This is a genomic window from Phenylobacterium sp., from assembly GCF_044371015.1.
In the GTDB taxonomy this organism is placed as follows: Bacteria; Pseudomonadota; Alphaproteobacteria; order Caulobacterales; family Caulobacteraceae; genus Phenylobacterium.
Genome location: NZ_JBILUK010000014.1, coordinates 1 through 12,709 on the forward strand (window position 1 = coordinate 1; position 12,709 = coordinate 12,709).

Annotated in this window: 14 protein-coding genes; 6 read left to right on the forward strand and 8 right to left on the reverse strand. The window is 66.3% G+C overall.

Features of this window, described 5'->3' with window-relative positions; all coding sequences use genetic code 11:
• Positions 1-1,051 (reverse strand): cytochrome P450 (locus ACIQ3R_RS02455; RefSeq protein WP_397414693.1); only part of this gene is annotated, 1,051 nt, incomplete at its 3' end.
• A gap of 187 nt (positions 1,052-1,238) precedes the next feature.
• Between ACIQ3R_RS02455 and ACIQ3R_RS02460 the strand changes: the two genes are divergently transcribed.
• Positions 1,239-2,336 (forward strand): NADH:flavin oxidoreductase, encoded by a 1,098-nt coding sequence (locus ACIQ3R_RS02460; RefSeq protein ID WP_397414696.1) that lies wholly within the window; start codon positions 1,239-1,241, stop codon positions 2,334-2,336.
• 4 nt (positions 2,337-2,340) lie between these two features.
• On the opposite strand, the gene ACIQ3R_RS02465 is transcribed toward ACIQ3R_RS02460, so the two are convergent.
• Positions 2,341-2,895, reverse strand: a complete 555-nt coding sequence (locus tag ACIQ3R_RS02465; protein WP_397414698.1) for a hypothetical protein — start codon at positions 2,893-2,895, stop codon at positions 2,341-2,343.
• Between the two features lie 104 nt (positions 2,896-2,999).
• Here ACIQ3R_RS02465 and ACIQ3R_RS02470 point away from each other — a divergent pair, with 104 nt between their 5' ends.
• Positions 3,000-3,176 (forward strand): YegP family protein, encoded by a 177-nt coding sequence (locus tag ACIQ3R_RS02470; RefSeq protein ID WP_397414700.1) that lies wholly within the window; start codon positions 3,000-3,002, stop codon positions 3,174-3,176.
• A gap of 45 nt (positions 3,177-3,221) precedes the next feature.
• Here ACIQ3R_RS02470 and bla read toward each other — a convergent pair whose 3' ends face one another.
• The 4 genes from bla to ACIQ3R_RS02490 all read right to left on the reverse strand — a co-directional run bounded on the left by bla (position 3,222) and on the right by ACIQ3R_RS02490 (position 6,858).
• Complete coding sequence (gene bla, locus ACIQ3R_RS02475; RefSeq protein WP_397414702.1) at positions 3,222-4,043, reverse strand: subclass B3 metallo-beta-lactamase; 822 nt, start codon at positions 4,041-4,043, stop codon at positions 3,222-3,224.
• Between the two features lie 38 nt (positions 4,044-4,081).
• Positions 4,082-4,603 carry a translation initiation factor IF-3 gene (gene infC / locus ACIQ3R_RS02480; protein WP_397414704.1) on the reverse strand — a complete coding sequence of 174 codons (522 nt, stop codon included), beginning with the start codon at positions 4,601-4,603 and terminating at the stop codon, positions 4,082-4,084.
• 117 nt (positions 4,604-4,720) lie between these two features.
• Complete coding sequence (locus tag ACIQ3R_RS02485) at positions 4,721-5,695, reverse strand: glycosyltransferase family 9 protein (RefSeq protein WP_397414706.1); 975 nt, start codon at positions 5,693-5,695, stop codon at positions 4,721-4,723.
• Positions 5,692-6,858: a glycosyltransferase family 4 protein gene (locus ACIQ3R_RS02490; RefSeq protein ID WP_397414708.1), complete on the reverse strand. Its 1,167-nt coding sequence runs from the start codon at positions 6,856-6,858 to the stop codon at positions 5,692-5,694. The genes ACIQ3R_RS02485 and ACIQ3R_RS02490 overlap by 4 nt, the downstream gene beginning before the upstream one ends.
• A 36-nt stretch (positions 6,859-6,894) precedes the next feature.
• On the opposite strand from ACIQ3R_RS02490, the gene ACIQ3R_RS02495 reads away from it, so the two are divergent.
• Entirely contained in the window at positions 6,895-7,665 is a 771-nt protein-coding gene (locus ACIQ3R_RS02495; RefSeq protein ID WP_397414710.1) for an alpha/beta fold hydrolase, read from the forward strand.
• Between the two features lie 36 nt (positions 7,666-7,701).
• Here ACIQ3R_RS02495 and ACIQ3R_RS02500 read toward each other — a convergent pair whose 3' ends face one another.
• Both ACIQ3R_RS02500 and ACIQ3R_RS02505 read right to left on the reverse strand, forming a co-directional pair.
• Entirely contained in the window at positions 7,702-8,262 is a 561-nt protein-coding gene (locus tag ACIQ3R_RS02500) for a hypothetical protein (RefSeq protein ID WP_397414712.1), read from the reverse strand.
• Positions 8,263-8,269: 7 nt separating this feature from the next.
• Positions 8,270-9,490 (reverse strand): CaiB/BaiF CoA transferase family protein, encoded by a 1,221-nt coding sequence (locus tag ACIQ3R_RS02505; RefSeq protein ID WP_397414714.1) that lies wholly within the window; start codon positions 9,488-9,490, stop codon positions 8,270-8,272.
• Between the two features lie 74 nt (positions 9,491-9,564).
• On the opposite strand from ACIQ3R_RS02505, the gene ACIQ3R_RS02510 reads away from it, so the two are divergent.
• Genes ACIQ3R_RS02510 through ACIQ3R_RS02520 form a run of 3 tightly spaced genes read left to right on the forward strand, consistent with a single transcriptional unit; the run spans position 9,565 to position 12,316 of the window.
• Positions 9,565-10,731 (forward strand): acyl-CoA dehydrogenase family protein, encoded by a 1,167-nt coding sequence (locus ACIQ3R_RS02510; RefSeq protein WP_397414716.1) that lies wholly within the window; start codon positions 9,565-9,567, stop codon positions 10,729-10,731.
• A complete protein-coding gene (locus ACIQ3R_RS02515) occupies positions 10,728-11,510 on the forward strand; it encodes an enoyl-CoA hydratase/isomerase family protein (RefSeq protein WP_397414718.1) in 783 nt (260 codons plus the stop codon). Before ACIQ3R_RS02510 ends, ACIQ3R_RS02515 begins: the two co-directional genes overlap by 4 nt.
• The gene (locus ACIQ3R_RS02520; RefSeq protein WP_397414720.1) at positions 11,507-12,316 is read left to right on the forward strand and encodes a hypothetical protein; all 810 of its coding nucleotides are present in this window, start codon (positions 11,507-11,509) and stop codon (positions 12,314-12,316) included. The genes ACIQ3R_RS02515 and ACIQ3R_RS02520 overlap by 4 nt, the downstream gene beginning before the upstream one ends.
• Positions 12,317-12,709 lie beyond the last annotated feature (393 nt).

Genomic DNA, 12,709 nt, shown 5'->3' on the forward strand with positions numbered 1-12,709 from the left:
GTCGCTCGATGACCTCTTCGTCGCGGTTGCCCGAGACATACCACATGGCCAGCTTGTCGCCTTGCTTGATGGTTTTGCCGCCGAGTTCGACATCACGCGTGGCGGTGCGGCGCATATAGGCCAGCGGTGTCTGCCAGCGGATGGTCTCCGAGACCATGTTCGGGATCAGCGAAGGATTTTCGCGCAGGATGCGGTTCTGATCTGGGTTCTGGTGCAGCGCCAAAACCGAGCCAGAGATCGAATTGCGGGTCGTGTCATTGCCGCCGACGATCAGCAGGATCAGGTTCCCGAGGTACTCCATGCGGTCCATGTCCCGCGTGGCTTCGCCGTGGGCGAGCATCGAGATCAGGTCAGGCTGAGGCGGGGCGTTCACACGCTCGTTCCACAGGTTCATGAAGTACTCGACGCACTCGAACAGTTCCTGGCGACGCTCCTGCTCGGCGACCTCGGGGTCGGTGGAGCTGAACAGGCCGGAATCTGGAGCGGCCGTGGCCACGTCTGACCATCGCGTCAGCTTGCGCCGATCCTCCCAGGGGAAGTCGAACAGCGTCGCCAGCGTCATGGTGGTCAGCTCGATGGAGACCTTGTCCACCCAGTTGATCTCTTCGCCGATCGGTAGATCGTCGAGGATCTTGCCTGCGCGTTCACGGATGATCGGCTCAAGGTAAGCTAGGTGATGCGGCGCGACGATCGGGCTCACGGTCTTGCGCTGAACGTCGTGTTTCGGCGGGTCCATGGCGATGAACATCGGCAGGGTGAAGTCTTCCGCCGGGTCGGGCAGAACGATGGTCGGCTCCGACGAGAACGCCTCGTGGTTGGTGTCGACCGCCATGATGTCGTTGTACTTGGTCACGGACCAATAGGCGCCGATGTCTTCGAACCCGGAGTCTTTGGTGTAGTGGACCGGGTCTTCCTTCCGAAGCCGCTCGAAATAGTGCCACATGGTGTCGTTGCGGAAGAGCTCCGGGTCCGCCGGATTGATCTCTTCCAGCGGCATCGAATAGGCCGCGTCGCGCGCCGCGCGTTGCAGGTCGATCGAGGCGTCGTCCATGGGGTGTCCTCCGGGGCGGTCGGTCCGCTGATGGGGCGAGACCATGATCCCCCCCCGGCGTCGTGTCAATCGAACCTGACGCCGCCGTCAACTTAGCAAATCCCTCGCGACGAGGCCACGATTTCTCAGCTGGCGTACAGTGGCGCCGCGGTCTTAAGAGGACACTCAACTTTCCAATGAGAGACCCATGGCGTCCGACATTCTGTTCCAGCCCTTCGCCCTGAAGGCGCTCAATCTCCCCAACCGCATCGTCATGGCGCCCATGACCCGCTCCTTTTCGCCCGGCGGAGTCGCGACCAAGGAGGTGGCCGCCTATTATCGTCGGCGCGCGGAAAACGGCGTCGGCCTGATCATCACCGAGGGCACGGGCGTCAATCGACCCGCCTCGCTCAACGATCCGAACATCCCGCGCTTCCATGGCGAAGCCGAGCTCGCCGCCTGGAAGCACGTGGCCGACGAGGTGCATGCGGGTGGCGGTCTGATCGCGCCTCAGCTCTGGCACGTGGGCGCGGTCCGGTCCCGAGGCGAGTGGAGCCCGCCCGGCGCCTATGACAGCCCCTCCGGCCTTTCCAGCCCCGGGAAGAAGTTCGGCGAACCCATGAGCGAAGAGGATGTCGCCGACGCCATCCGCGCGTTCGCAGACGCCGCGGCGGCGGCCAAGGCGACCGGGTTCGACGCCATCGAACTGCACGGCGCGCACGGCTATCTCATCGACCAGTTCTTCTGGGACCGCGTGAACCTGCGCGAGGACGCCTACGGGTCGGCCGAGTTGCCCGGTCGCGCCCGCTTCGCCGCCGACATCCTGCGCGCGGTGCGCAAGGCCGTGGGACCGGATTATCCCGTGATCATCCGTATCAGTCAGTGGAAGCAGCAGGACTTCACGGTGAAGCTCGCCGACACCCCCAAGGCGCTCGAAGCCTGGCTCGGTGCGCTGGTCGACGCCGGCGCGGACGTGCTTCACTGTTCCCAGCGCCGGTTCTGGGAGCCCGAGTTCGAGGGCAGCGACCTGAACTTTGCCGGCTGGGCGAAGAAGCTGACCGGCGTTCCGGCGATCACCGTCGGCTCTGTGGGCCTCTCAGGTGAATTCATCGCAAGCTATGGCGGAGAGAAGAGCGAGCCGGCCTCGCTTGATCGGTTGGAGGCCATGATGGAGCGCGGAGAATTTGAGCTGGTCGCCGTGGGCCGAGCCCTGCTGCAGGATCCGGAGTGGGCCGTGAAGGTCCGCGACGGACGGCATGGCGAACTCCAGGCTTTTGACCGGAGCGCCATGGCCACCCTCTACTGAGACGCTACATCACCAGCGGCGTGGTGCGTCCGCCTCGGACCACCACGCGACGCATCAGGGCGACGGACTGACCGTTTGTGACATTGACCGGTCGCACGATGGTGATGGCGAACCACGCGCCGTCGGCGAGGTTGGCGAAGGCGAACTGGTCGGCCTCGTCGCATGTGGTGCGTTTGATGAAGGGCGCGGCGTCGCCTGGCGGGGCGTTGGGCGTGCGCGCGCGGACCTCATCGGCCGGAAGGGCGGCGCGTTCGGCCGAACCATAGAGCGCGGTCATGCGCCGGCGCGACCAGGCGGTCTCCGGCGTCAGCACCACGCTGCCGCCCGCGCAGGTAAAGCGGACCACGCCCTGCCGGTAGGCCGTGCGGCCAGCTATGATGTTGGTGCCGGGACGCTGCGACCAGGCGAAGTCAGCGGCCGAGAACTGGGCGTTAGCGATCGAGGCCGGCGGCGGAGCCGAGGGCGGCGGCGGGCCAAGACTGGGCGCGCAGGATGCCAAGGCCAAGGCGACCAGCGCGCTTGGCGCGGCGATTCGGATCATGCGGGGGAACTGGACCATGCGCCCTCCTTATATGCGAAGCGTCGCTGTCGCCAAAGGTCGCCTTGACCCAAGATGCGCGCCCAAGGCCTATTGAACGCGCAACCAGACCGAAAGGATTTCCCGTGGCGCACAAATTCGAGATCTACAAAGACAAGGCCGGCGAGTTTCGGGTCCGCTTCAAATACAACAGCGAAGTGATCTTCTCGACTGAGGGCTACGCGTCGAAGTCCGGCGCAAAGAGCGCTGTCGAGAGCATCAAGAAGCATGTCGGCGACGCCGAGGTCGTCGAGATCGAGTAGCCGCCAGCTCCCCAGACCCCCGCGCCTCCGCCCGGGCGCGGGGCTTCAGGGATTCTGGCGCTTCAATTCGACGCGATAGGCCGCCTCCTGTTGGGCGTAGAATTGACGACAGGAAATCGGGTCAACAAAAGCGTCGGCCTTTCCGTCCCGGACCTGCGCAGCCTTGGCGTTCATGCGAAAGAACTGCCCGTGTGATCCCAGGAAGACCTCGCACGGCAGTGACTTCCAGCGCTCGAAACTGGCATCAAACTGAGCGGTCTGACCCGGCCAGGTCTCGGTCTTTCCAAGGCGATAGCCCGGGAGGACGCTGGATGAGCAGTGAACGAGGCCCTGGCGCACCTTGCCCGCCACCGTCACCGGGAAGGTCCAGGTGGTGCAGCCGGCGGTGTGACCGCCGGTGATGTGGGCGGTGAGCCGCCAGGACCCAAGGCTCACCAACTCCCGATCTTTTAGTGTCCGCGCCACCGGAACCGGCTCGTACTCGTAGGCCTTGCCCTTGAGATAAGGGTCGCCCTTGCCTCCGGCCGCGATGATCGGGCCGTCGTCGGCGCTGGCGTAGAGCCGGGCGCCCGGCGCGGCGCGGGTGATCTCCGCGAGCCCTGCGGCATGATCGAAGTGCTGATGGCTGTTCAGCAGTATTTTGACCTGCTTGGGATCGAAGCCGAGCTTGCGGATGTTGGCGACGACGTGGCGGCCGGTCACAGCGTCGCCGCCATCCAGAACGATCAATCCGGCCTTGGAGACGAACAGGTAGGCCGCGAGATCGTAGGCCCCGACATAATAGAGCCCTTCGCCGATCTTCACCGGCTCGACCGGGCGGTTCCAGTTGGCGGGAGAGGGCTCCTGTGCGGAGGCGGGAGCGGCCACGAGGGCCGCCGCTAAGGCGACAAGTCGGCCCCGCCGCTTCACCGAGGCGCCAGGATCATGATCATCTGCCGGCCTTCCATGCGCGGCTCGTACTCCACCTTGGCGATCGGCTCGAAGTCGGCCTTCACCTTCTGGAGGAGCTTCATGCCGAGTTCGGGGTGCGCCAGTTCGCGGCCCCGGAAGCGCAGGGTCACTTTGACCTTGTCGCCCTCTTCGAAGAAGCGATGCATCGAGCGCGCTTTCACGTCGTAGTCGTGATCATCGATGTTGGGTCGGAGCTTGATTTCCTTGAGCTCGACCACCTTCTGCTTCTTGCGCGCCTCGTTCTTCTTTTTCTGCTCCTGGAACTTGAACTTGCCGTAGTCCAGGATCTTGCAGACGGGCGGGTCTGCGTTGGGCACGATCTCAACGAGATCAAGACCGGCCTCCTCGGCGGCCTCAATGGCGGATGAGGTCGGCATGACGCCCTGCTTCTCGCCATGTTGGTCGATGAGCAGGACCCGGGGGACCCGGATTTCTTCGTTCATGCGCGGCCCTTCTTTGACGGGCGGCGCTTGCATGGGGCGGCGAATAGGCAGGCTCCAATACTGTGGCAGGGTAAAGCGACGGCGCGCCAGGGGCGTTCCGGTCGGATTGCCTATATGAACCCCCCAGGCGCGCCTATCAAGGCGTGGTGATCAATGGGCGCCGGTCAGCGCCGTCGTCGCCTGCGCCACCTGACTTACAGGCAGCGCCGCCAGATCGTCTGAGCGAAGTATCACCACCCGGCCTCGAGGCGCCGATAGCGCGGGGTCGGAGGCGGCCGAGAACAGCACGATAGTGGGCGCGCCGCCCGCGGCGGCCAGATGAAGCGGGCCAGTGTCGTTACCGACGGCCAGGGTCGCGCGGGCCCCGAGGCGGGCCACCGCGGCGAAGTCGGTCCGGCCGGTCAGATCCCGCGCGGACGGGACGGCGCGCTGAATGGCGTGGGCGAGTTCGGTCTCCTGCGGACCCCCGACGACCAGGATATCCAGGCCGCGCGCGCTGAGGATGCGGGCAAGCTCGCCATAGGCTGAGGCCGGCCAGCGCTTCTCCGGCCTGTGCGCTGAGCCGCCCGGCACCAGCATGGCGTAGGGGCGCGGCCGGTTCGCGCCGGGCACAGGCCGGTCGCCGGTGCTCGCCTTGAACAGCCAGGAGAGGTCTGGCGCCGGCGCAGTCCCGGGCTCCGTTGGAGCGTCTGGCCAGATGCCCGCATACATCAGCTGATCTGCCTGACGTTCCAAGGTGTGCATTTGATTGCGCAGTGGGTTGGCGTGACGCAGCGCGCAGCCGAACGCCACGCCCGACCACGGCGGCGGGCTCGGGCGGAGGGCCTGAAAGATGCGGTTGGAGTGAGCCGAGGTCTGCAGGTCGTAAACCCGATCAAAGCGCGCCGCGCGCAGGCGGCGACGAAGCTCCACCCAGTCCGAGAACGCGGTAGGCCGGCCGCCGGTGTCGACCGCGTTGAAGTAGGGACACACCTTCGCCAGAGCTTCGAAGGGCGGCGTGGTCAGCAGCGTGACATGGGCCTTGGGGTGGGCCTCGCGGATCTTCTTCATCGCGGCCAGCGCCAAGACAAAGTCGCCCAGCGCCGAGAGCTTGATCACCAGGATACGGTCGACATGGCGGGTCATCGGGCGCGCGCCTCGATCACCCGCGCATAGGCCGCCATCGTAGCCTCGGTCATGGCCTCCACCGAGTAGAGCCGGGTCGAGCGCAACCGGCCGGCCGCGCCCATCGCCGCCCGAACCTCCGGTGACGCGTCGAGCGCTCGGGCGATTGCGGCGGCCCAGGCCTCGGCGTCACCCACCGGCGCTAGCCAACCGGTCTCGCCATCCACAACCGTCTCGGTAACGCCGCCGTGGGCGGATGCGATGACCGGTCGGCCCATCACCTGCGGCTCCACCGCCGCCCGCCCAAAGCTCTCCGGCACCAGGGTCGGCAGGATGGCCAGGTCGCACAGTCTGTAGGCGGCGGGCATGTCGTCGCAGTGGCCGACGATCCGCACCGACGCATCCAACCCAGCTGCGGCGATCGCGCGGCGCACTTCCGCAGCGTAGCCCGTGCGGCCCTGATCGTCGCCGGCGAACAGGATCACGAAGTCATGGCGACTGCTCGCCGCCAGGCGCCGCGCCGCCTCGACGATCAACAGTTGGCCCTTGATTCGGGTCAGCCGGCCGGGCAGCAGGATCTTGGTGCGGGTGTCGCCCGACCCCAGGCCCCATGAGGCGGCCAGGGCGGCGATGCGATCCGGCTTTATGTGATCGGGATTGAAACGCTCCAGATCAACACCCCGAGGGATCGTGACGATCCGCACCGGATCGAGCCCATGCTCGGCCATGACATGGTCGCGCGTGTAGTCCGAATTCGCGATGACCAGAGCGCCGCGCGTCATAACCGCATTGTACCAGCGCTTGAGCGGCGTCCGGGCCGCGTAGATGCCGTGATAGGTGGCCAGAAAGGGGCGACCGGTGATGCGCGCCGCCCACAGCGCCGGATGGGCGGGCGCCCGGCTCCTGGCGTGGACGAGGCTAACGCGCTCCCGCCGGATCAGGTCGATGAGCCGAGCCGCATTGGCCGCCATCACCAACGGATTCTTGGCATGGACCGGCATTGGGATGAGCTCGCCGCCGTCGGCCGCAAGCCGCGCGGCCATGCGCCCGCCCCGGCTCGCTACGAGCGCCCGACCGCCGGCGCGAACGACCGCGCGCGCCACATCGAGCGTCGACTGCTCCGCGCCGCCCGTTTCAAGCTCGGGCGTCACCTGCAGCAACGTGAAATCAGGGGGCAGCGACACGTCAGCGTCTCTAGACTGCTTCGCGCTGGGCTTGAAATGAAGGGACGACCGATGGAGACGGCGGGGGAGCTTGAGCGCGCGGATGGCGAGCGCTTGGCCTGGCGGCGCGTGGCGGGCTCGGGGCCGACGTTGGTCTGGCTGGGGGGCTTCCGCTCCGAGATGAGCGGGACCAAGGCCCAGGCCCTGGCGGACTGGGCGCTGGCGCGGGGGCGGGGGTTCCTGCGGTTCGACTATCTGGGTCACGGCGAGTCCACGGGTGACTTCGCCGCTGGAACCATCGGTCGCTGGCGGGAGGATGCGCTAGCGGCGGTCGATGCGTTGACCGAGGGGCCTTTGGTGTTGGTCGGTTCGTCCATGGGCGGATGGTTGGCCATGCTGGCGGCCCTGGCCCGACCCGAGCGCGTGCAGGCCCTGGTGCTGATCGCGCCTGCCGCCGACTTCACAGAGGCGCTGATGAAGCCGGAGATTCCACCCGAGGGAGTTGCTGCGCTCGACCGCGAGGGCGTGTGGCTGCGCCCGAGCCTCTACGGCGATCCGTATCCGATCACCGCCCGACTGCTCCAGGAAGGCAAGGACTGGTCGGTGTTGGACGGTCGACCGATCCCGATCAGTGCGCCTATCCGCATCCTGCAGGGGGGCGAGGACCCGGATGTGCCCTGGCGCCATGCGCTTCGTCTGGTCGAGGCGCTGGATGGCCCGGATGTGGTTTTCACCCTGATCCGCGACGGCGACCACCGGCTCTCGCGGGACCAGGACATCGCGCGGCTGATCGCGGAGGTGGAGGGGCTGACCGCCCCGACCGCATGAGCTCGGCGCACCCCTTGTCACCGACTCTGAGGCGCGTCAGGCGGGCCCGTCCAGCAACGCCTCCGCCGCGAGCCGGGCGATCAGGGGCTCAGCTTCGCGCGGGTCGGTCAGCCGGTGTTTGCGGACATGAGTGAGGCGTGGATCTTCGAACAGGGCCTCGTACTGCAGCTTGCGCCGGTTGTACGTGTCCCACGCCCAGCGGATCGGGTGGCCCTTGTTGAGCCAGCGACGGAACTGTTCGCGGTTACCGGTGCCGGGCCATAGTTCCTGGCGGCCCATGGCGCGAGCGAAACTGCGCCCGATCACCCGACGCATGACGACCGCGCGTGAATAGTCCAGCCAGACCAGATCGGTGATGCGCGGCAAAATGCGGGTCATGGCCAGCCGGTAGTTGCCGTCGGCGACCCATCGGTCGGCGTCTATGGCCTTGTCCACCAGGGTCACGAACGCCTCGGGGTCCAGGTTCGAGCGATCGAACCAACCGGGGCCCCAGTTCAGCGCGTCGAGTTCGATGCGCGCCAGGTCCGCGGCGCCCGCCAGCGCTCGACCAAAGGTCGATTTTCCCGACCCGGAACTGCCGATGACCTGAACACGCATGGCCGCATCAATGGTCCGCGGCGATCCCTAGCTCCGCCAGCACCTCTGCGGTGTGCTCGCCGAGCTTCGGCGGATGGCGGCGGATGTTGGACGGGGTCTTCGAGAATCGGACTGGCGCCCGCATCTGGCGGTAGGTCCCCACCTCGGGGTGCTCATGCTCTTGGAAAAATCCTACCGCCTTGAGGTGCGGATCGTCCGGCAACTCGGCCAGGCCGTTGGTGCGGACCACGGGGATCGACAGAGGCTTTAGGATATCCAGCCATTCCTGGGTGGTCTTTGTGGCGGCGGCCTGTTCGATCATGCCGTAGAGCTCATGGGTGTGCTTGGCCCGCGTCGCATAGTCGGCGAACCGCGGGTCGGCCTTAACCGCCGCGCCGAAGCCGGCTGCGTCGAAGAACTGGTCCCACTGCTTGTCGGTGTAGGGCAACAGGCCGATCCAGCCGTCCTTGGTCTTGAACGGCTTCCGGTTGGGATTGATCACCCGCTGATAGCCCCACTGGCCGGTCGGCGGCTGGAATGTGTTGTCGTAGAGGTGCTCGACCAACAGGAAACTCGTGACGCACTCAAACATAGGGACTTCGACGAACTGGCCCTCGCCGGTCTTTTCCCGATGCAGCAGGGCCGCGGTGACCGCCTGTGAGAAGAACAGCCCCGAGACCTTGTCCGCTACCAGTGTCGGCAGGATGCGCGGTGTCGGGTTGCCGTCTGTGCGCGGCAGGATGTCGGCCATGCCGGACGCCGATTGGATCAGGTCGTCATAGGCGGGCTCGCCCGCATAGGGGCCGTCGGAGCCATAGCCTGCGGCGTGGACATAGACGATGTCCGGCCGGATCGCGGCGACATCCTCGTAAGCTAGACCCAGGCGCTTCATCCCGTCGTAGCGCACGGAGGTGGCGAGAACGTCGCAGGCCCTGATGAGCTCGTTCAGCGCACGCTTACCGGTCTCCGACTTCAGGTCCAGCACTACAGAGCGCTTGTTGCGGTTGATGGTCAGGAAGATCGGGCCCATGCCCCGTGGCGCGCCCTCCGGCAGATGGCCGGCCCAGCGCATGACATCGCCGCCGTCGCCGCGGCCCGAGCCAGGGTCTTCGATCTTGATGACGTCTGCCCCCTGGTCGGCGAGGATCTGCACGCCGTAGGCGCCGTTGACCACGCTGGTCATGTCCAGGATGCGGACGCCCTTGAGCGGGCCGGTGGCTTCGCCGCCCATCGCCTTGGCTTCCGCCACGTCAGTCCTCCCCTGTCGGCTCGCCTCAGATAGAGTGGCCCCTACAACACCAAACAAGACGCAAGGGGAAGCCGGTGGACTTCGAACTCGCCCAGGAACACCGGATGCTAAAAGACCTCGTGGCGCGGTTCGTGCGCGACGAGCTGATGCCCCTGGAAGCCGGGGTCATGCAGCGCGAAGCCGAAGGCAAGGGTCTGGGCCTCACGCCCGAGGATCACGTTCGACTCGACGCCAAAGCCCACGAACTGGGCCTGTTCGGGCTCGATGCGCCCGAGGATGTCGGTGGCTCGGACCTGCCGATGACCGCGATGGTCGGCGTCGAGGAAGAGATCGGGCGATGTGTCACACCCTACACCCTGCCGCCGGACAGCCCGAACCTGCGGATGCTGATGGCGACGGTGGATGAGCGCCAGCGCGCCGCCTATCTGGCGCCTTATGTGGCGGGCAAGACAGTCTCGGCTATCGGCATCTCCGAGCCCGGCGCGGGATCAGACCCGGCGGGTATGACCACCAAGGCGGTGCGAGACGGCGACGACTGGGTGCTGAATGGCCGCAAGATCTGGATCAGCCGTGCGGCCGACGCTGATTTCACCATCACCATGGCCGTGACGGATCCGGTCAAGGGCGCGCGTGGCGGTATGAGCGCCTTCCTGATTGATAAAGGCACGCCGGGTTTCAACGTCCTTCGCCGAATACCCATGCTGGGCGGGCAATACACATACGAGGTGGCGCTGGACGATTGTCGCGTCGAGGGCTGGAAGCTGCTCGGCCAGGAGGGCGCGGGCTTCGCGCCGATGCAGACCCGGCTCGGCACCCGCCGCATCCAGATGGCGGCCTGGTCAGTCGGCATGGCCCAGCGGGCTCTGGACATGGTCATCGAGTACGCGCCGCAGCGGAAAACGTTCGGAATGCCCCTCAGCGAGCGTCAGGCGATCCAGTTCTGGGTGGCCGAGGCGGCGACCAAGATCCACGCGGCGCGGCTGATGACCTATGACTGCGCCTGGAAGCAAGACAATGGCCGCGATGTCCGCTCCGAAATCAGCATGATCAAGTGGTACGCCACCGAAATGGCCTATGAAACGGTCGACCGCGCCATGCAGGCCTTCGGCGCCATGGGCATGACCAAGGAGCTGCCGCTGCAGCTCATGCAAGCCAAGCTGCGCACCATGCGCATCTATGACGGCCCCACCGAGGTCCATAAGTGGGTGGTGGCGCGCAACCTTCTGGGGACGAGACGATGAATTCGGAATTCGGCGACCACGTCAGGGTCGCGCTCAACGGCAATGTGGCGACGGTCACGCTCAACCGGCCACCGCACAACTTCGTCTCCGTCGAGTTCATGCGCGACCTGGCCGACGCGATGATGGCGCTCGACGCTGAGCCGGCCGCCCGCGCGATCGTGCTTCAGGCTGAGGGCAAGAGCTTCTCCGCCGGGGCCGATTTTGCCTCGCCCAATGATCGGGTGGCCTCGGGCATGGAGGGGATCAACGACCTGTATGTCGAGGCCGTGCGGCTCTACTCCGTGGCGACGCCCATTGTCGCGGCTGTGCAGGGCGCGGCCATTGGCGCTGGCCTGGGGCTGGCGCTGGTTGCTGATTTCCGGGTCGCGGCGCCTGAGGCCCGGTTCTCGGCCAACTTCGTGAAGCTTGGCTTCCACCCGGGCTTCGGCATCACTCTGGCTCTACCTCGGATCATCGGCGAACAGCGGGCGGCGCTGATGATGCTGACGGGTCGCCGGGTCAAGGCCGAGGAGGCGTTGGCCTGGGGTCTCGCCGATGAGGTGGTTCCGGCCGATGACCTGCGCGCGGCCGCCCAACGGCTGGCCGCCGAGATCGCCGAGGCCGCGCCGTTGGCGGTCGTGGAGACCCGGCGGACCCTGCGGGCCGACCTCGCCCAGGCGATCAAGGCCCGCACTGACATCGAGCACGTCAAGCAGACCGTGCTTCGGGCTACGGACGACTTCCAGGAGGGCGTGCGGTCGGTCGCCGAGCGTCGGCCGGGGAACTTTCAGGGCCGATGATCGCCCGGCTCGCCCTCGCTGCGCTGCTGCTGGCTACGCCCGCGGCGGCGCAGGATGGGACGGTGCAGATCCGTACGCGCGCGCCGGCGCCGGGCGACGCCTATCGCTTTGAAAGCCGGACGGCCTTTGAGCAGAGCGACGACCATGGCGTTCAGACTCAGACGAACCGGATTGAATTTACCCTGGAGGTGCTGGGGGCCGGGCGCGAGGGCCTTCAGCTGCGTCAGACCGTGTGGGCCGTCGAGATCCAGGACACCGGCGGCGCCAGCATGGAGGCGGCCTTGAATGCGGTAGTGGGCGCCCCGCTCGACTTTCGCGTTTCACCGCAAGGTCGGCCGATCGGCGTGGACAACTGGCAAGCCTACCGGACCCAGGTGCTGGCCCGGATCGATGCGTCGCTGCCGCCGACGGATCCAGTGAGGCGTTTGGTTCAGGAGCGCTATAGCCTGCCGCCGCTGGTCGCTGCTCAAGAATTGGCGCTGGGCGATGCGGTCATTATGGCGACCATGGAGCCATCGGGCGCCGTGCCGCTGGGCCGTTCAAGCCTGGCTGACCCCGACAACCGCGCAACGACCAAGGCGACGATCGAAGCGACTATAACTCATCCCGGTTGCCGTGTGCGGATCAACCGTGAGAGCCTTCGCAGCCTGTCGGGGGTCAGCAACAGCATCGTGTCGACCGCTGAAGTGTCGGTGATCGACGGCCGGGTTCTGGAGCTGGAGGAGCGTCGCGTCACCCGCGCCGCGCGCGGCAGCCAGACGGAGACCGTGCAGATCCGTCGACTGAGCCTGCCGCCGCCCTGCTGAGCGCTAGAGTCCGCGCACGGCGGTGCTGGCCATCATCAGCACGCCAATCAGCGTCGCCATGGCGAACATCAGGTTGCGCATCGAAGTTCTGTCCCTCGTTGATCCTCTTGAGAGAGGTACGCAGCAAGTGAGGCGCCAGACGCCGAGCGCTTATCCGATCGTGTTGCAGCGCAGCATAATGGTTAATGACCAAGCTTTCCCATGCCATTAATCTTGTTGGCTATCGCACGGGTGCGGCCGACCGAGTGTTCTAGAAATCACAAATAAAACATTGGATTATATCTTCCCTTAAGTGAGCGCAAAGTACGCATCGGCATCGCTCGTTAATGCTGCGTCGCGAAAATTCCTTGCCAAATGCGACTTCACGCCGCATATGCCGGCCATCAACTGCCG